16 protein-coding genes and 1 tRNA gene are annotated in these 19,755 nt (G+C 30.4%); 4 read left to right on the top strand and 13 right to left on the bottom strand.

Features of this window, described 5'->3' with window-relative positions:
- From H527_RS0117485 to H527_RS0117510, 6 genes are all read right to left on the bottom strand, one after another.
- Positions 1-1,641, bottom strand: a 1,641-nt coding sequence (locus H527_RS0117485) for a condensation domain-containing protein (RefSeq protein ID WP_027413885.1), incomplete at its 3' end; no start/stop codon positions are given.
- Positions 1,642-1,663: 22 nt separating this feature from the next.
- Positions 1,664-3,055: an aspartate aminotransferase family protein gene (locus H527_RS22520; RefSeq protein ID WP_051316856.1), complete on the bottom strand. Its 1,392-nt coding sequence runs from the start codon at positions 3,053-3,055 to the stop codon at positions 1,664-1,666.
- 579 nt (positions 3,056-3,634) lie between these two features.
- Positions 3,635-5,287 (bottom strand): cyclic peptide export ABC transporter, encoded by a 1,653-nt coding sequence (locus H527_RS0117495; RefSeq protein ID WP_027413886.1) that lies wholly within the window; start codon positions 5,285-5,287, stop codon positions 3,635-3,637.
- A gap of 176 nt (positions 5,288-5,463) precedes the next feature.
- Positions 5,464-6,198, bottom strand: a complete 735-nt coding sequence (locus tag H527_RS0117500) for a thioesterase II family protein (RefSeq protein WP_027413887.1) — start codon at positions 6,196-6,198, stop codon at positions 5,464-5,466.
- Between the two features lie 91 nt (positions 6,199-6,289).
- Positions 6,290-7,900, bottom strand: coding sequence for an MBL fold metallo-hydrolase (locus H527_RS0117505; RefSeq protein ID WP_027413888.1), 1,611 nt, complete (start codon positions 7,898-7,900; stop codon positions 6,290-6,292).
- A 246-nt stretch (positions 7,901-8,146) separates the two neighbouring features.
- On the bottom strand, positions 8,147-8,671 hold the full coding sequence (locus tag H527_RS0117510) for a UpxY family transcription antiterminator (protein WP_027413889.1): 525 nt from the start codon (positions 8,669-8,671) through the stop codon (positions 8,147-8,149).
- A gap of 627 nt (positions 8,672-9,298) precedes the next feature.
- Here H527_RS0117510 and H527_RS0117515 point away from each other — a divergent pair.
- The 3 genes from H527_RS0117515 to H527_RS0117525 all read left to right on the top strand — a co-directional run bounded on the left by H527_RS0117515 (position 9,299) and on the right by H527_RS0117525 (position 11,751).
- Positions 9,299-9,718: a hypothetical protein gene (locus H527_RS0117515; protein WP_027413890.1), complete on the top strand. Its 420-nt coding sequence runs from the start codon at positions 9,299-9,301 to the stop codon at positions 9,716-9,718.
- 124 nt (positions 9,719-9,842) lie between these two features.
- Complete coding sequence (locus tag H527_RS0117520) at positions 9,843-11,177, top strand: helix-turn-helix domain-containing protein (RefSeq protein ID WP_027413891.1); 1,335 nt, start codon at positions 9,843-9,845, stop codon at positions 11,175-11,177.
- Between the two features lie 331 nt (positions 11,178-11,508).
- Positions 11,509-11,751 (top strand): LamG domain-containing protein, encoded by a 243-nt coding sequence (locus H527_RS0117525; protein ID WP_027413892.1) that lies wholly within the window; start codon positions 11,509-11,511, stop codon positions 11,749-11,751.
- Positions 11,752-11,872: 121 nt separating this feature from the next.
- Here the strand turns inward: H527_RS0117525 and H527_RS0117530 are convergent.
- The 7 genes from H527_RS0117530 to H527_RS0117560 all read right to left on the bottom strand — a co-directional run bounded on the left by H527_RS0117530 (position 11,873) and on the right by H527_RS0117560 (position 18,049).
- A tRNA-Val gene (locus tag H527_RS0117530) sits at positions 11,873-11,947 on the bottom strand.
- 85 nt (positions 11,948-12,032) lie between these two features.
- Positions 12,033-13,250 carry a bifunctional folylpolyglutamate synthase/dihydrofolate synthase gene (locus tag H527_RS0117535; protein ID WP_027413893.1) on the bottom strand — a complete coding sequence of 406 codons (1,218 nt, stop codon included), beginning with the start codon at positions 13,248-13,250 and terminating at the stop codon, positions 12,033-12,035.
- A 12-nt stretch (positions 13,251-13,262) separates the two neighbouring features.
- Entirely contained in the window at positions 13,263-14,156 is an 894-nt protein-coding gene (locus tag H527_RS0117540) for a cell envelope integrity protein TolA (protein WP_027413894.1), read from the bottom strand.
- Between the two features lie 2 nt (positions 14,157-14,158).
- Positions 14,159-14,551 (bottom strand): ExbD/TolR family protein, encoded by a 393-nt coding sequence (locus H527_RS0117545; protein WP_027413895.1) that lies wholly within the window; start codon positions 14,549-14,551, stop codon positions 14,159-14,161.
- A gap of 1 nt (position 14,552) precedes the next feature.
- Positions 14,553-15,239 carry a MotA/TolQ/ExbB proton channel family protein gene (locus tag H527_RS0117550; RefSeq protein ID WP_027413896.1) on the bottom strand — a complete coding sequence of 229 codons (687 nt, stop codon included), beginning with the start codon at positions 15,237-15,239 and terminating at the stop codon, positions 14,553-14,555.
- 81 nt (positions 15,240-15,320) lie between these two features.
- On the bottom strand, positions 15,321-16,793 hold the full coding sequence (nhaB, locus tag H527_RS0117555; RefSeq protein WP_027413897.1) for a sodium/proton antiporter NhaB: 1,473 nt from the start codon (positions 16,791-16,793) through the stop codon (positions 15,321-15,323).
- Between the two features lie 29 nt (positions 16,794-16,822).
- A complete protein-coding gene (locus H527_RS0117560) occupies positions 16,823-18,049 on the bottom strand; it encodes a Glu/Leu/Phe/Val dehydrogenase dimerization domain-containing protein (RefSeq protein WP_027413898.1) in 1,227 nt (408 codons plus the stop codon).
- A 464-nt stretch (positions 18,050-18,513) separates the two neighbouring features.
- Here H527_RS0117560 and H527_RS0117565 point away from each other — a divergent pair, with 464 nt between their 5' ends.
- Complete coding sequence (locus H527_RS0117565; RefSeq protein ID WP_027413899.1) at positions 18,514-19,656, top strand: acyl-CoA dehydrogenase; 1,143 nt, start codon at positions 18,514-18,516, stop codon at positions 19,654-19,656.
- Positions 19,657-19,755: the final 99 nt, after the last annotated feature.

Genomic DNA, 19,755 nt, shown 5'->3' on the forward strand with positions numbered 1-19,755 from the left:
TATACGATCCTTTGGATACTCCGGATCAATAGGAACATAAGCGCCTCCTGACTTTAAAATACCTAAAATACCTATCAGCATCTCTAAACTACGATCCAAACAGATTCCTACTAAATCATCTGGCTCTACGCCTTGATCTTGTAAATAATGACCTAACTGATTAGAGCGATTGTCTAACTCTTTATAACTTAATTCTTCTCCTTCAAAAACTACAGCGATAGCTTCTGGTGTCTTGCTTACTTGTTCTAAAAATAAATCTACAATTGTCTTCTCCTTGGGATAATCTACCTCTGTTGCATTAAAGTCTTCTAATAACTTTGTCTCTTCTTTAGGAAGAATAGAAATATCTTTTATTGCCTTATCTAAACTAAATTCGAACTGTTTTAAAATAAAAAGTAACCTTTTAACAAGGGTTTCTATTTCAATTTCATCAAAATACTCCAGTTGATAGTCTACATTTAACTCTAAAGGAGAGTCTTGACCATAATCGCACCAACGAATCGACAACGGAGAATGTAAACCTAAAGTACTTGTTAGATGTTTTATTTCAAGATGAAGGCCTGAAGATAGTGACTTTGGAAAAGGAAGAGGTTCATAATTTACCATAACATCAAAAACCTGAAAACGGTTTTCTGACAATAAATTAAGAGATCTGTTTAAATGTGAAATAGGGTATAATCGGTGTCTATAATCATTACGTTGTGTTTGCCTAATATCTGAGATAACGCTTGATAAGGTTTGACTCTCTATGTACTTCCCTTTATATGGAAGGATACCAGAAAACATCCCTAACGTTTTACGATCCTCTCTACTGCCTCTGTTATGAACAGGAACTCCAAAACTAAAAATCTCTTGATCTGTTGTTTTACCAAAATACAAAAGCAAAGCTGCCACTGTAAATTGTGATAAATTTGCCTTTGTCTGTTGCGATAAAACATTAAATAATTTTCGATCTGATTCAGGAATAAGAACTGAAAATCGACCTCCTCCTTCTTTTCTTTTTAGTTTCTTATATTCTAAAACTGGTTTAGGAATAAAATTATATTTCTCTTTCCAATAAATTGCATCTTTCTGATAGTATTCTGATTCTAAATATGCAACACTTCTACTTATTGCATCGGTATATGAAGGATAGGGTATTGTAGAAGTTTTACTTCCTTCAAACAACTTTTCATATTGGTCTATTACATAGTTTACTTTTATTGCAAATCCAAAACCATCAGCTATCAAATGATGAAAGCAAACGAACCACCAATATTCATCCTCTGTTATTTTTATTAATGTGTAACGATATAATTTTTCTTTGTGTAAATCAAAAGCAATATTAAATTGATTTTGCATCCATTCTTCTGCAAATTTTCTTGGGTCAATATTTAATGAAAAATCTAATTCATTGATGAGAACACTTTCTGGTCTATCTTTTAAATAATATGAAGGCTCATTTTCTGAAAAATCAAACCTGATATTAAACGCATCAAAAACTTTAGACAAACCTTCTATAACCTTTTTAAATATAGGAACATTAAAGGTGCCTTTAAAAATTGTATAACCACCAATATTATAAATAGGACTTTGAGGATTTGTCAATTGCCCATAATAGACTTCTTGTTGTGCTAAATGCAACTTCTCTTTTGAATTCATTTTTCACCTTTATAAATTAAACCTAGGACAGTTTCAAATACTCTTTCATACAAACTACAGTAGCCTCTTTCATTATTTCTAATGCTGCATTAATAATATTATGAGTTGTAATTAAAGGGGGTACTAACCGTAATACATTATTATAATGCCCTCCTACTTCAAACAATAATCCTCTCTGAAAACATTCTGATCTAAATTTCTTTAGAAACTCTGGAAAAGGTTCTTTCGTTATTTTATCTTTTACAAATTCTACACCTATCATCATACCTTTTCCTCTTACCTCACCTATGAAAGGGTTGTCTAATGCTAAATCTTTTAATTTTTTCATTAAATACTCTCCTATAAGTTTAGTATACTCTTCAATATTATATTGTTCAATAAAATCAAAAGCTCCTCTTGCTGCTGCTATACTCACTTGATTTCCTCTAAAAGTACCTATATGATCGGCTGATTTCCATGCCTCTATGTCTTTTCTATATATCAATCCTGAGATTGGAAAACCTATACCTCCAAAACCTTTAGAAAATGTTATAATATCTGGTATAGCTTTTGTATTCATGAACTCTAAAAAGCTCCCTGTTCTGTAAAAGCCGCTTTGGATTTCATCAAAAATTACGATAATATCGTGCTTATGTGCAATTTTCACTATCCGCTCCAAGAATCCATCCTTTGGCACTACATTTCCTCCTTCTCCTTGTAATGGTTCTAATATAATTGCTGCTGGAATATTTATCCCTGAATGCCCTGTTTCTAATATCCATTCAAAATGCTTAGCACAGTCATAATTACAATTACTTTCTTCTTTATTAAATGGACAACGATAACAGTAACTATACGGTACAAAGTGTATATTAGGAATAAGAGAAGTTAATTTTTTACGAAAAAAAGTATCTGATGTTACAGCCAATGCTCCAGAAGTCATCCCGTGATACCCTCCAGAAAATGCAATTACACCATCCCTACCTGTTTTTATTTTTGCTAATTTTATTGCAGCTTCAACTGCATCTGAACCTGTTGGTCCTCCAAAACTAACTTTATAATCTCCTTGAATTTCTTCTGGTATCTTATTTAAAATTTTTTGAATTAAAGAAAGTTTATTTTCTGTTGGAAAATCTAGTGCATGAATCAAATCTGCTTGCTGTTCTTTAACGTACTCTAACACAAAATCATTACCATGCCCTACATTTAGAACTCCACAACCTCCAAAAAAATCAATAAATTGATTTCCATCTACATCTTCAATAATACTTCCCTTTGCTCGTTTTATTGCTATTGGCATATTTTTAGGATATGAAACAACACTCCCTTCAATATCCTCTTGTAATTTTAATAGCTTTTCAGATTTTGGTCCTGGTATAGATGATGAAATGATTTTCTGTCTTTCAGACAAATGATACTTTTTAAGTGACTCCATAATGATTATAGTATTTAACTTATTTAAATTTTAGATTAAGATAAGTACGCCTCTCAACTCAGATAGTGTTTAATTAAACACCTACTTATCTTATTTATATGTTGAATTTATAAAGGATGAAGATTGCTTTTTTGTTTCAGAGAGTTTACTCGTTGCTAGACAGTAAAAAGCATAAAGACATGTATTGAACTAATACAATTTATCATTTGAATTTACTGGAATAAAATGTTCTTTTATACCTCAATTTCAGAATAAATATAAACCGTAGCCCAGCTATGCTTGATACCAGATCGAGTCTGGCACAAGCTTTTGTTCTTCATTGAAACAAAAAAAGCTTTATTTTCTTTTCCTGTAAGTTCAAACAACAACTGGTATAACTAAAAAATAGTCATTCATTATATTAGTAGAACTATATAAAAAGTAGTAGCCCTGAGATGAAATTAAAAAAGAAAAATTTATTCTATAAATTCAAAATGTAGATTAATTGTTTTATTAAGAACTATTTGATGATAAATATTGTTGTGTGTTATTAGTTAATCTATTCCCCAATAGACAAGTAAGGTTATTAAGAAATCAGATCTAAAAGCTAGAACTAGCTATTGTATTTTCTTCCAACATTTTTCCGTAATTAAATTTTATCAATCTATCACATGATTTATAATATGCGTCATCATGGGTTATAGCTATTACTGTTTTTCCTTTACTTTTTAAATCAGGAATAATGTTTTTATAAAAATATTTTCGAAAATCAGGATCTTGCTCTGCTGCCCACTCGTCAAAAATAAAGATATCTTTATCTTCTAATACGGAATAAATTAATGCTAATCTTTTCTTCTGACCGCTCGATAAATTTTGGAATATTTTATTTTCTGTAATATCTTGTTTAATAATCTTATCAAGTGCCATTTCCTTTAAAAGTTCGTTTAATTGTTCATTAGACGGAAGCAAATCGAAATTATCATAATTTTCTGTGAAAAGATAATTATCAGAAAAAATACACGATAGCATATCTCTATAATCAGATCTATTATTATTCGTAATCAGTACATCATTAAAAAGCATTTCTCCTGATTTCGGAATATAAAGTCCTGATAATAAATTTATGAACGTACTTTTTCCACTACCATTACCCCCATAAATAAATATGACTTCTCCTTTTTGGATTTCTAAGTTAATTGGTTGAAGCTCAAAAATAACCGACTCTTTTTCATCAACATATTGATAGCTTAAATTATTAATACTAAGTTTTTTAAAGTCCCCTAATTGATTTGGTGTAGCTTGAAGGTCTTGATAATCAAAATTACCTGTAGTTATTTCATTAAATTCATTAAGTCTTGAAAAAGCAATTTTATATCCGATGAGTGTTTTCATAAGGTTAATTATGTTACCTATGGGACCTATTAAAAATAAAATAGCAACCATAAAGCCTGCTATAACCCCTTGATCAACGCCAAAAACTACAGGCATAACAAAAAGAATAATCCCTATTAAGAAATAAAAAGAATATTCTCCTGTTAAATTATTCCCTAAAGCAGCTAATTCGGATTTTATACTTAGGTTAATTGCTTCATTTCGGTTTTTAGTAATATGATCAAAAAACATAGAGTCACTTCTTTTGGTACTCATCTTAATTTTATTAAAACCATGTAAAAAATCATTATAATTACGCATAAAGGAATCATCCAGATCTCTTTCTTTATCCATGTTTTTTTCTATGATTTTATTTCGATATAAAAAAACAAAACACAATATAATGATAAGCGCTACTATAAGAAGAGCTCCTTGAGGATACAACCAAAACATGTACCCAACTGTAACTAATATCATTATAACAGCATTTAAAAAAGCAATAAAAACTTCAGGTAGACTTTCTAAAAAGCCTATATCATTCATAGCTGTTCGGACTCTTGCTTCTCCTAAACGCAAATAGGATTCATAATCCGATATTCTAAGTTTATTTATGATTTTAAGCATCATCTCCTTTCCAAAATTTAAAGTTACTTTTATCATATATCCTTTAAAAAAATAGGTAAAGAAAAAAGAAGTAATGATAAAAAATATATAAATAATCCAATCATAATCACTTAAAAATGGTAGAGAGGTTCCTGCTATTTTATTGTTTATTATTATTATTAAAGTACTACTCCACAAACTATGAATTATAGCGAATAAAGCCAGTAATGGCAGGGCTAATTTAAATTTAAAAAAGCTTAAAAAAGTTATTTTTTTCAATGTTTCAGGAAATTTAGTTACAAAATTAATTTTGATTTTGGTAATTAATTTGATAAGAGAATGAAAAGTTTCTTGTTATCTCATAAATCCAAAAAATGATCTTAGTTCTATTAAAATGATTATTGTTTTACAACTTAGAATTATTAAAAAGAGTTTCTTTTATTCTAACCGCTTTATTATACAAGAACATTAATATCCATTGCTACTCTACAAATCTTATCTGCAATTGCTTTTGGATTATTAAAAATAAAAAAATGGTCTCCTTTTAATAATTCAAACGAACAAGAAGAAGAAGTTTCATTCTGCCATGCTTTCATATTCTTTAAGGGTGTCTTATCATTTTCTTCTCCTATTTCTTCTTCTCCCATACATATTTGTATAGGGATAGAAAATGGTTTTTCCATTTCTTGGAATTCATAATCTTCAACAGCTTTAAAATCAGATTTCATTATAGGATAATATAAATCCAAAAGATCCTCATGGTCAAAAAACTCACTAGGTAAACCTCCTATTTCATTAACTTCTTTCCAGAATTGATCCTTTGGCAAAATAGATCTTTTTTTACTAGACCTTTCAAATCCAGGTGCTCCCCTACCTGTAAAAAAAAGACTCTTTGGTAGTTTCATTTTTTTATGAATCATTTTTTTTGTTAATTCATAGCCTAACAAAGTTCCCAAACTATGAGCATAGATCATATATTCACCTTCTTTAATATGAGGAATTATTTTATCTAAAAGATCATCCACCATATCATCAACTCTATTCAATAAATCTTCTTTAAAACGATTACCTCTGCCGGGAAGCTCTAAAGTAATCCAATCCACATTTTTTGGAATATATTTCTCTATACTATTAAAACTATATTTATTTCCCCCAGCAAATGGAATTGCTATTACTTTTTTACTATTCATTTTTTATTTATTTCTATTAACAATTTTAAAAATGTATCTCACCTCTTTTTAATATTAATTATTAGAGAAACCTAAAGGTTCTTCTCCGTCTTTAGACTGAAGCTGTTTTGTTATACATAATTTCTTTTTCTCCAAATAACCGCTCTGCTATTATATTATTAGCTTTACAATCTTTTATTAACAAATCAGACTGTACAATAGGGTTAGATTCATCTGTATACTTAATGCTACTAATGAATTCTAACCAAGGTTCCTGTCCCATTGCATAAACATATACTTCTTTAGGATTAAATGCATCTATTAAACCTTTTCCTCTTTTGAAATTAGACCCCGCTAGTCTACGAGAAGAATCTTTATCTCTTGCCAATGGTTCGGTTAATAAAGATCCATACAGCCATGAAAGTGGTGCTCCATCACATTCCATCCCTAAAAAAATAACATCAACCTCTCCTAGTAATTCACAGACATGTTGATAAATTTTAGATTCAACATTACATGAATCTGCAACAAAAATCATTTTAAAATCACCAATATTTACATAATGACAAATTTTGGCCTGTATATTTAAGTCTGAATGCTCTCCTATAAATGGAATACCTGTAATAGAACAATCTTTAAAATTAATAGTATCCATTTCATCAATTTCAATCACATTATCAAAACCAATTGATTTAAACATTAGTTTTAAACTTGGATCTTGTAAACTACCATTAGAAGATCTAGGAACGACTATATTTTTTATCTTATGTCTCAAAGGAATAAGAGTTTCGAACAAAATATGATCTTGATGATTATGGGTAATTAATACATAGTCTATAACATCTGGTAAATCCATGTCAGAAAATCGATCTACTTCTTGAGGATAGCCGTAATAACTGATTACAGGGTCTAAAAGAATACTTACATCCTTAGTTTCTATCAAAATACATGCATGTCCAAAATATCGCATTCGTACTTTATCTCCTGTATATTTCTCATAAGGTTTAGGGATTTCGGTAGTAAAAAAAGATTCAAAAATAGATTCCATATCTGAAGAAATCTCCAAAATTTCTTTTATTTCACTCAAAGAACCTGGAGTATGCCTCATCTTACTAAGAACATCCAAACCTTTATGATTAAAAGGTATATTTAAGTGTATTTTATCCTTGTCTTCTAAACGAGGAGTACTTAAAACAAAAGGTCGTTCATCATTATCCGTCAACCAAAGTAAAATAGTTTGTGATGTTTCTTTATAAAACTCACTATTATACAATAGTGCTTCAAAAAACCGAAAAGAAGGTTGGTTATTAAGATCATAAACTAATTCTACATAACCTTTTAATATCTCCGGGACTTCTTCATACAAAGGTTCTAAAGAGTATCCTTTTGCTTTTGTTTTTAGCATTAAATCTAACTCTTTAACAGCTTCTCTAAAAGCGATAAGATTTTTTTGATTCTCTAAAGTCTCATTACGTAACTTTTCTATCTCATCTACTCGTTTTCCTTCATAATCAATAAAAGGCCCTCCTAACATTTTAGGATTTTTTACTGCTGAAGCATGAGCTGTTGGGGCTTGAATGTATGAGCTCATAATTTTTAAATGCCTATCCGAAACATTCATAGCTGCTGTTGCAGGAGATATTAAATGGCTCCAAGCATACCAATTATCAAATAATGGTTCAATTACTAAATTTGGCTTTAAATAAACCTTATCCGTTTTCATAATATTATTTTTATTGAATTTAATTTCAAAAATGCACTACTTATTTTTTCGAGTAATAGCTATAAGAAGTTAAAGAATAAAACATTTTATTCTCCCAAACTTTCATGTCAAAAAGAAGGGCTTTCTATCTTTGTATGCTTTACACTATTTACTTTATGATTTTTATTAAAATTTTGTTTCTTTATAAGATAATTTTCCAACTAATAATAACAACTATAAGTTTTTTTTCTTATAAAAATTAGGGATTTATGCCATTGACAATTCTGATAAATAGGAAGAAGGCAAGGTTGCAATAATATTTTGTTTTAAAGAGTCTATCCTAACAACTATTTTATTAATATTATTTACTTTCAAAATTTCGCATTCTAAACCGTTTAATGTTCCAAAATTAATTTTTCTGATTTCACCTACTTCTAATGATTGCCTAATCGTTTCTATATCATATATATCATCCAAATCTGTGAGCAATTTAATTTTAAATATTTCTTCTCTCTTTACTCTAGCATATTCTTTCCCAAAACACACATAATTGCAAGCTCCTTCTATTGATAAGGTTCTATTAAAATCTTTAGCAGAGTTTATCTTTACAAAGACATATGAGGGAAAGAATGGTTTTAAGATAGTCTTTTTTCGATCACTCCACTGTTTGGTGACTTTTAACATCGGTAAAAAAGATTCTAGCTGATTTTCTTGTAAAAGTTCATGAACTTTTTTCTCTTGACATGATCTTACATAAAGTACATGCCAACCTGTTTTTAGGCTTTTTAACATAAATTAATGATGATTGATGATTAGTGTGTGAAATATTATAATTCACTATTGAAATTTTTCAATAGCTGAAATTTTTATGTTTTTATTACCTCAGTAAGAAATTGATAGGGCTTCGCCCACTGCACTCCCAAAATTTCTATTCTAAAAATTTTGAAAAGTACACATTCATTAATTTTCAAAAATGTCAAGAGCATTTATGAAAAAAATCTATTTTAAAAACTTGAGACTAAATAAAAACTAAATTATTTAGTCTATATATGTAAATGCAATTTCAATCTATATTATTAATTCAGCAATTAATAACATTTTATTAAAATCAATAATTTTGACTTTCTAATAAAAACCATTAGTTAATTACTAGTAGTTTTTTAGCAAATAGTAAAACCCATAACATCCAAAAACAGTTTTACCATCGTTATGTTGTGGAAAATTACCTTAAATATTAACACTAAACCAAAAGTAGTAATCTATTTTCAAGAATCACAACACGTAATTCACAGAATTACGTGTTCACAAAAAAGACACTACACACTGAAAAACAAATAATTAATCCCTGAAAAAACTTTTTCTTCTATTTTAAAAAAAATCCCGTTATTTACGAGAAATAAATTAAATGATTTTGAGAATATGATAATAGCTTCTCTAGACGATAGGGAATTAGTAGTAAATATTTTATGGAGTTCTCATATAGAATTAAAATTTCTTAATTCTATATGTTTTGTAGTAAAACAAGATGAAAAAAAATTAGCCAAGCTTAGATATTTAATAGAGTATCTATTTGCTATAGCTATGAAATTTGGCAAAATTCCATTATTCTTGCCAAAAAAAAGAAGATTGAGTTTATTAACATTTTTATGGAAGATCAAACTAGCTTTTTATTGTGTCTGTATAAAAAACATATTAAAAGTATTAGAGCGTGAATCTCAAATTAAAAAGAAGCACCTGAAAATTTTATTTACACCCTGTTGGCTAATGGCTGTTTTTCCAAGGTTTGAGAGGAAAGGAATTGGAGGAAAGTTGTTATTAAAGGTTTTTGGAAAGGTATGAATTAAACAAAGCAATTCTACCTAAATACTACCGCTCAAAAAAATTATATTAAAAAAGGATTTAAAAAATTTTAATTATACAGACTCATTAATTTATTTACTGTATTTTTTGAAATACGAATAATATGTTTGGAACAGAAATACACATAGCTACTTTCATTTATTTATCTTTTCAGTTATTTATACTGTCTTTTCAAATAATCTATTTTTTATTTAAACCAGATAGTAAATCTAGGCTTCGCTTCTTTATTTTAACATTATTATTTTTTCTATATAATATAATTTCTGGATTAGTCCCTGATAAAAATATTCCGATTGAGATACTATATCAAAATATAGTTGCGTGGACTATAGGAATAAGCACTGCTACTTATTTCTTGCATTTTATATATAAAGAGCACAATATTAAACCTGTAAACTTCTTAAACATAAGAAATATTACTTACTCTACTATTATAGCATTTATTATCCTTTTCTTACTTCCCTATGTAACTACAAAAAATCTTAGCTTATCTCGAAATATATTCTTAGTACTTCCTGTTTTTATATCTATTGCATGCCTAGTTAATATTGCTTTTTTTTTAGCAAAAGATTATTTAGCTGCAAAAAATGTTCACTATAAATTTAGAATACTCTGTGGTGGATTAGGGATGATGAGCATTGTTGCTTTACCTCTTATAATTTTAATATTAGGAGATAATCAAGCAGTAGAACACTCTGTATTTAGTGCTGGTTATTTTATAATTTCCTTCGAATATTTACGACATCAAATATACAATACTAGAATAGAACAAGATTTACTTGAAAAATTACAAAAAGAAAATCCCCATAAGAATAATTATAAGCATGATTATATTGTGAGTCTTTATGGTCTATCGAGTATAGAAAAAGAAATTATGCTGTTTATTATAAAGGACTATAATTATTTTGAAATAAGTAAAGAGATCTATCTATCAGAGGATGTAATTCTAAAACATGTTTCCAATATTTTCAGAAAGACAAAAATTCGAAACCGAGCAGAACTGATGTTATTGATGTCAGAAAAAAAAGAAGACGAAATAATAATCCCTTTAGTCAATAGTAACCATCATGAGATTTCAAAAGAAATAACTGAAGAAATTTTGGAATCGCTAAAAAAATTCGAACAAAAAAAAGAATTTTTAAAAAAAGGATTAAGCCTTAAGGAACTAGCTCAAAAAATTAACACTAACACAAAATATTTATCAAAGACAATAAACGATCATAAAAATCTTAATTTCAACACTTATATCAATCATTTAAGGATCAATTATAGTCTTGAAATTCTTCAAGCCAATCCTAAATTAAGGAAGTACAACATAAAACATTTAGCAGAAGAAGTCGGATTTAATAATCCTGAAGCTTTTTCTCGTGCTTTTCGAAATGTTACAGAAAAAAAACCCTCTGTATATATTAAAGAGTTATTAGATGAAAATGAATAAATTTCCTGATCTATTAAAAAAATCTTTACCTAGAAAACACCTTAATAAAGTTTTATTAAAAGCTTTCATTAATGTCCTATAAAACTATTTTTGCTTAACTGACTGTACTCAGAATACTTCCAGACAAATTACTAAGTCTTTATCCAGAAGATACCTCAATAAAGTACTACTGCCAGCTATAGTTGAATCAAAAAACAAGACTTCATTATTTTATAGTGTCAAAGAAATTTGCGAACAAGAATTATCGCATAAAACAAAAGAAAAACCGCAACCTCCAAAAGACTGGGTCAGAAAAGTTCCTAACTCAAGGAATAATTCTAAGATATGAGAAATGCTGACTCCTTTTTTAAATTCTCCAGTAGATTCTGTTTATGAATATAGAGCAAATCAACAGTTACGTGATATAACGGAAACTGCCATCAAGAATATTACTATAGATCTGAAAACAGAGACAATCAAAAAAAGTAGACCCTATACTCTAAAAATTATCAAAACACAAAAGGAATATGAAAAATTGTTAACATATTGGAATGAAGACAACATACTTTTGGAAAAGTTAAAAGGAATAGAATAATACTTATTTTTAATATTTAGGCTATTTTCGAGCTTATTTATAAAAAATTCGAACTCATATCTATTTGATAAAAAATAAAAAAACCTGTAAATAAATCATTTACAGGTTTTTTTATTTTTAGTGGGCGCTAAGGGATTCGAACCCCTGACCCCTTGGGTGTAAACCAAGTGCTCTGAACCAACTGAGCTAAGCGCCCTTATTTAAAAAAGCAACCTTGTTCCTGATTGCGGATGCAAATATAGCACAGTTTTTAAATTTACCAAAGAAAAAAAGAAAAAAAATTAAATTATTTCTGCAACAACAAATGTACTACCCCCTACATAAATCACATCCACATCTGCAGCCATCTGTAAAGCAGACTTATAGGCGTTTTTTACAGATTTATGACTATCCCCAGTCAAACCAAATTTTAACGCTTTTTTTCTTAACTCTTCTTCATATAACCCTCTTAAAATATCTGGCTTGCAAAAATAATACTTTGCTTGGGTAGGAAATAATGGTAGAATCGTATCTAAATCTTTATCATCAACCACTCCCAAAACTATATGTAAACATTCATAATTCTCTTCTAACAGTTGCTCTAAGGCTACTACTAACCCATCACTATTATGCGCTGTATCACAAATCACTTTAGGCTTTTCTTTTACAATTTGCCACCTTCCTAATAATCCTGTATTCGCTACAACTTTACTAAGCCCATTTCTAATGTTTATCTCATTAATTACCCATCCTTTCTTTTGCAATACTAAAACTGTTTGCAATACCGTTTTTATATTCTCTTTCTGATAATTTCCTTTTAAATCAGAATCATAAATCGTTCCTTTATATTCTTCAGCAAAATATATATCACTTTTACTGTCAGTAGCTTTTTCTATAAAAACTTTTTTAGTTTCTAAAGTTGTTCTTCCTATAACAGCTGGGATATGGTTTTTTATAATGCCTGCTTTTTCTTTAGCTATTTTCTCTAAAGTATCTCCTAAAAAACGAACATGATCTAACCCTATATTAGTAATTACAGAAACTTCTGGAGTAATAATATTTGTTGAATCTAACCTGCCACCAAGACCTACTTCTATTATTGCTATATCTACTCCGGATTCTGCAAAATACTGAAATCCTAACCCAACAGTCATTTCAAAAAAAGAAAGTTGATTATTTTCAAAATAAGACTGGTGCTTTGAAATAAAATCTATGATATATTTTTCTGATATCTTCTCCCCATTAATCGTAATACGCTCTCTAAAATCTTTTAAGTGAGGAGAAGTATACAAGCCTACTTTATAACCTGATTCTTGTAATACAGAAGCTAACATATGGCTTGTTGATCCTTTTCCATTGGTTCCTGCCACATGAATGCTTTTAAATTTAGTTTCTGGAGCTTTTAGATACACCGCTAATTGCTTTGTATTATGAAGATCTATCTTATAAGCGCTAGCTCCTTGACGTTGATACATTGGCAATTGGGCAAACATCCAATCGAGAGTTTCCCTATAGGTCATACTATTGCATTATTATTCTGAAAGTTTAAACTGATAAATAATCACTCCTACCTGCTTTACAGGTGCTTTTGAGTCACTATTAAACTTAGTAGCCATAGCTGCTCTTTTTGCGGGCTCCATTAAACAAGAAGAACTATTAGTAGTTCCTTTAACCCCTGGTGTAGCTTTTACTACTTTGCCGTTTTGATCTACTTCTATTTTCACCACAACAATACCTGATTCATTACAGTCTTGGACAAATTTTTCTTTATTCAACGCTTTTCTTCCTCCTAACCTATAATTACCATCTCCATCCAACCCTTTTCCGGTTCCATAATATGCCTTTGCATTAGGATCCCCATCACGACTACCTTTGTCTCCTGGTAAATTATCATCTCCTTCTCCTCCTTTAGCTTTACCATCATTTTTTGGGCCGTTAGAAAAACTATCTAAAATGTCTAATGTCGACTTATCAGGCTTTGGATCGGGTTTCTTTTCGTCTACCTTTTTTATAGGTTTATCTTTTATTGTATTCTCTACAAGTTTTTGATCATTAGGATTAGCTTTTTTTTGGGGCTTCTCTACTTCTTTTTTAGGTTTCTTTTTTGCCTCTTTTTCTATTACAGGAGCATCTTCTATATCTTGGGTAATTACTTTATCTGTGATTTGAGGAGATTCGTCCTGTGGTTCTGGAGTGGATGAAACAGGTTCTGGAGCAGTTTGCTTAGGTGAAGATTTAATAGGTTGATCTGGCTGAATATCACCTGATCCTGTTAGCGTTGTTCCAAAATTAAGCGCAATACCAGCTTCTTCTTCTGGTTCTATATAATTTAAACTTAGGTAAAATAATAAAAAGAGAATCCCTATATGTACAATAACTGTCAATATAAAGGATTTTCTTTTATGTTTTGTATCTAAGTTTATCATTATTATTCTGGTCTTACTGCCAATATAACTTTAAATTTATTTCGATTTGCAATATCCATCACTCCAACTGCTTTTTCTATAGGAACCCCTTCTTCTGCTCTCAAAATGATAGTTGGCTCTTTTTTTCCTTGTAATCGAGATACCAATTCTGACTCTAATCTACTTTGACTTATACGTTCTTCATCAATATAATACTGTGATTTATTGGTAATACTAACCGATATATTTTGCACATTTGAACTTTTCCCTTTTGCTTTTGGTAATATTAAATCCAATGCCTCTGGAGTAATCGCTGGAGATGTCAATAAAAAAAACACTAATAACAGAAATACTATATCTGTCATAGAAGACATACTAAACTCTGGACTAACTTTATTTCTTCCTCTTAAATTCATATTATGCAGGTTCGTTTAATAAATCTAAGAAATCTGCCGTATTAGCTTCCATACTATGTATAACCTTATCTGTACGAACCACCAAATGATTATATCCTATATAGGCTATAATCCCAACCACTAATCCACCTACAGTGGTTGTCATAGCAGTGTAAATACCCTCTGCTAAGACTCCCATATCGGCAGTTCCAGAACTTGAAGCCAAATTATGAAATGCTATAATCATACCTATTACTGTTCCTAAAAAACCTATCATTGGCGCAGCTCCTGCTACAGTTGCAAGAATACTAACATTTTTTTCTAATTTATACACTTCTAGTCGGCCTGCGTTTTCAATAGCTTTATTAATATCCTCTAAAGAATGTCCTATTCTAGAAAGCCCCTTTTCAGTTAACCTAGCAATAGGGTTATTAGTTTGAGCGCACAAAATTTTTGCAGACTCTATCTTTCCGCTAACTACACTTTCCCTAATCTTATCCATAAAACCTTCATCATACTTTGAAGCTGCCTTGATTGCAAAAATTCTTTCAAAATAAATATAGACTGCAACAAACAGCAGCACAAAAAGAATAGATATGATTACGATTGCCCCTGTCCCTCCGCTAAGTAAGAGATCCATTATAGACAAAGAACTTTCTTCTACTGGTGATTCGATTTCTTGAGTATTTTGGGCTAAAGTGCCAAGCATTAATAAATAATTCATTTGATATTGTTAATTTAGTGTTAGTATACTAACGTTATTTATGTAGGTTAAGTATGTTATTTTTCTTTATAATATATATATTATTCCTAACAAGCCTATACTTCCAAGTACTATTGTATAAGGAAAAGCCATTTTCACCATTTTTGTATAGGACAATCCTATTAATGGCGCTAAAGAAGAAGTTAATAAAAACAAAAATGCTGCCTGTCCATTAGGTGTTGCAACACTAGGTAAATTTGTACCTGTGTTAATAGCAATAGCTAGTTTTTCAAATTGCTCTCTTGATATTGCTCCACTATCAAAAGCTGCTTTAACTTCTCCTATATAAACCGTTGCAACAAACACATTATCACTTATCATAGACAAAAGACCATTTGCTATATAAAACATAGATGGTTGCTGACTAGGCTCTAAGGATAACGCCCAATCTATAATTGGTTTAAAAAGATGTTGATCATGTATCATAGCGACTATTACAAAGAAAACTACTATCAAACCTGTAAACGGAAGCGCTTCTTCAAAAGCTTTTCCTAATTGATGTTCTTCTGTAATCCCCATAAAAGCTGTCTGAACAATAATTAAAGCTAACCCTATAAAACCAACTGGTGCCACATGTAATGCCAAGCCTGCAATTAAAAGAAGTGCTGATACTGCCTGCACAATTAATCCATATTTAGATTTATCAGACCTCTTTGCGTCTTCCTCCTCTGTATAACTTTCTATAATTTTTCGAGCAACTTCTGGTAATTTTTCTCCAAAACCAAAAGTTTTTGTAGCTTCTAGTATTACTGTTGTTAATAACCCTGCAAACAAAACTGGTAATGTTATCGGAGCCATTTGTACAAAAAACTCTATAAAATCCCATCCCATTCTTTCTCCTATCAATAAGTTTTGCGGCTCTCCTACCAAAGTACAAACTCCTCCAAGTGCTGTTCCTACTACTCCATGCATTACCAGACTACGCAAAAAGCTTCTAAACTGTTCTAAGGTTTCCCCACTTAATTCTTTTCTATCTAATATTCCATCTTCATTAAAATCGGATTCAGTCATAGAATGAATTTTATGATATACTCCATAAAATCCTACTGCTACACTTATTAAAACTGCCGTAACAGTTAAGGCATCCAAAAATGCAGAAAGTACTGCCGATAGAAATACAAATAATATCGACAATACCATCTTAGATTTTATTTTAGTAAACACTTTACTAAAAATATACATCAGCAAGGGTTTCATAAAATAGATCCCTGCAACCATAAAAACCAATAGCAAAACCACTTCTAAATTTTGACTCACTTCATGATACGCATTTTTTGGTGTTGTCAAATTCAATGCTAAGATTTCAATTGCAAGCAACCCTCCTGATTGCAAAGGGTAACACTTAAGAGCCATTGCTAAAGTAAAAATAAACTCAGCTATAAATAACCATGATGTTATTGTTGCTCCCAAAAAGAAATAAGAAAATACATTAAAAATTAAAAATCCGATCATTACGGTTTTGAACCATTTCGGACTACTGCCTAAAAAATACTTGAACATAGTTTTACTCGGTTAATTACAATTAATATTTATACCAACTGTTTGAGTGCTATCTCAAAAGCTGTTTTACTTATATTAGTTTTTTCTTGTTTGTTATTATATGTTTTTTGAATTGCTTTCTTTATGGTTTCAGAAGTATCCATAAAAATAGCCTCATCTGTCATTTGCACTTTTCGTTCCATAAAATAAGCAAACACTCTTGCCATACCACAATTTGAAATAAAATCTGGTATCAAACTTACTCTCTCATCCGTATACTCCATTATCGGTCCAAAAAATATTTCATTATCTGCAAAAGGAACATTAGCTCCACAAGAAATTACTTCTAAACCAGAATCAATCATAGTAGTAATCTGATCTTTTGTAATCAACCTAGAAGCTGCACATGGTGCAAATATTTCTGTTTGCAAAGACCAAATCCTCTTATTCATTTCATCAAAAGGAATGAGTTTTTCACTAAATAGTTTATTTCCTTTTTTATGTAGATACAATTCCTTTATCTCTTCAAAAGAAAAACCTTCTTCTTTTATCAATCCTCCTGCATGATCAATAATTCCAACAACCTTCACCCCCATTTCAGAAAGATAATAGGCTGCTGCTGATCCAACATTACCAAACCCTTGTACCACAGCTCTTTTCCCTTTTACATCTCCCCCATAAATAGTATAATAATGACGTACAGCCTCGGCAACGCCATATCCTGTAATCATATCTGCAACAGTATACTTTCTATTTACATCAGGAGAAAACATAGTGTTTTCTAACACTTTAATCACTCCTTGTCGCAATTGCCCTATTCTATTTATTTTGTCTGCTTCTGTAGGTTGAAAATGACCGTTAAAAACCCCTTCTTGAGGATGCCAAACTCCACATTCTTCTGTTATTGGTATAACTTCATGGATTTCATCTACATTAAGATCTCCTCCCGTACCATAATAACTCTTCAACAACGGAGATACCGCTTTATACCATCTTTTAAGAACTCCTTTTTTACGTGGATCATCTGGATCAAAATTAATTCCAGATTTTGCACCACCTATTGAAGGCCCTGATACCGTAAACTTAACTTCCATAGTTTTTGCCAAAGAAAGTACTTCATTCATATCTAAACCTTTGCGCATTCTGGTTCCTCCTCCTGCTGCACCTCCTCTTAGCGAATTTATTACTGTCCAACCTTCTGCTTCTGTTTCAGAATCTTTCCAGTTAAAAACTATTTCTGGTATTTTATTCTCGTATTTATTTAATAACTCTTTCATTTTAAAACTTCAATTCATTGAATAACTAGTCGCTTTTAAAAAATTTCAAAAAACAACGCATTTACTACCGTACTTTTAAATTAAAAAATAATCCCCCTTACGGAGGTTAGAGCTGAGTCATATTAACAATGTATTACAATAAATCAAATTACCATCTAAATGCGACCTCACAAATATAAAAAACTAAACAAGTATAAAGAGTAAATAAAAATAAAATTATAGTATTTTAAGAAGCTGATTTCTATCCGTTGAAAAACAACACTTATCTTTTTAAAATACCCCATAGCAATTAGACAGACATTATCTATAAAAAAGGATTGTTGCAAAAAATGAAAAAAACAGTAAAACTATCATATTATAACTTATATTTGTAGAATCAATAATAAAAATGAGGTTATCTCGGTTTATTTTCATCAAAAACTAGAAATATCGTGTTATGCACGCACAGTAAATCATAAAGAAATATGGACTTTAAATTATCCGAAGAGCAGTTAATGATACGCGACGCAGCTCGTGATTTTGCAAAGGCAGAGTTATTACCAGGTGTAATCGAACGTGATAACAAGCAAGAATTCCCTAAAGAACAAGTTAAAAAAATGGGAGAACTTGGTTTTTTAGGAATGATGGCATCTCCTGAATACGGAGGTGGAGGAATGGATACCCTTTCTTATGTTCTAGCAATGGAAGAATTATCAAAAATAGATGCTTCTTGTTCTGTAATTGTATCTGTAAATAATTCTTTGGTATGTTGGGGTCTCGATACTTTTGGTAGTCCTGAGCAAAAAGAAAAATATCTTACCAAACTTACAACTGGAGAATCTATAGGAGCTTTCTGTCTATCAGAACCCGAAGCTGGTAGTGATGCTACTTCTCAAAAGACCACTGCTATTGATAAAGGGGATCACTATATTCTTAACGGAACAAAAAACTGGATAACCAATGGTAACTCCGCAGATTATTATTTAGTAATAGCACAAACAGATAAAGAAAAGAAGCATAAAGGCATTAATGCATTTATCGTAGAAAAAGGATGGAAAGGTTTTGAAATTGGTCCTAAAGAAGATAAATTGGGAATACGAGGTAGTGACACTCACTCCCTTATATTTAACGATGTAAAAATCCCTAAAGAAAATAGAATCGGAGAAGATGGCTTTGGATTCAAATTTGCGATGAAAACATTAGCGGGAGGTCGTATAGGCATTGCTGCACAAGCTTTAGGAATTGCTGCAGGAGCTTATGAATTAGCAAAAGAATACTCTAAAGTACGTAAAGCATTTGGCACTGAAATCATGAATCATCAAGCAATTGCTTTTAAACTTGCCGACATGCATGTACAGATTGAAGCTGCTCGTATGTTAGTTTATAAAGCGGCAATAGACAAAGATAACCACGAAAACTATGATCTATCTGGTGCCATGGCAAAATTAGCTGCATCTCAAGCTGCAATGGATGTTAGTATAGAAGCTGTACAAATTCATGGCGGTAATGGATTTGTTAAAGAATACCATGTAGAGCGATTAATGAGAGATGCTAAAATTACTCAAATTTATGAAGGAACTTCTGAAATACAAAAAATTGTAATTTCCAGAAGCATTTTAAAGGATTAAATACTTGACACTGTTTCATTAAGTGTGTAACTTAAAATATCGAGGGTTTGACTTTTTTAAAGTCTTACCCTTTTTTCATATATAATTAAGAACTGATTA

The sequence above is a fragment of the Aquimarina muelleri DSM 19832 genome, from assembly GCF_000430665.1.
In the GTDB taxonomy this organism is placed as follows: domain Bacteria; phylum Bacteroidota; class Bacteroidia; order Flavobacteriales; family Flavobacteriaceae; genus Aquimarina; species Aquimarina muelleri.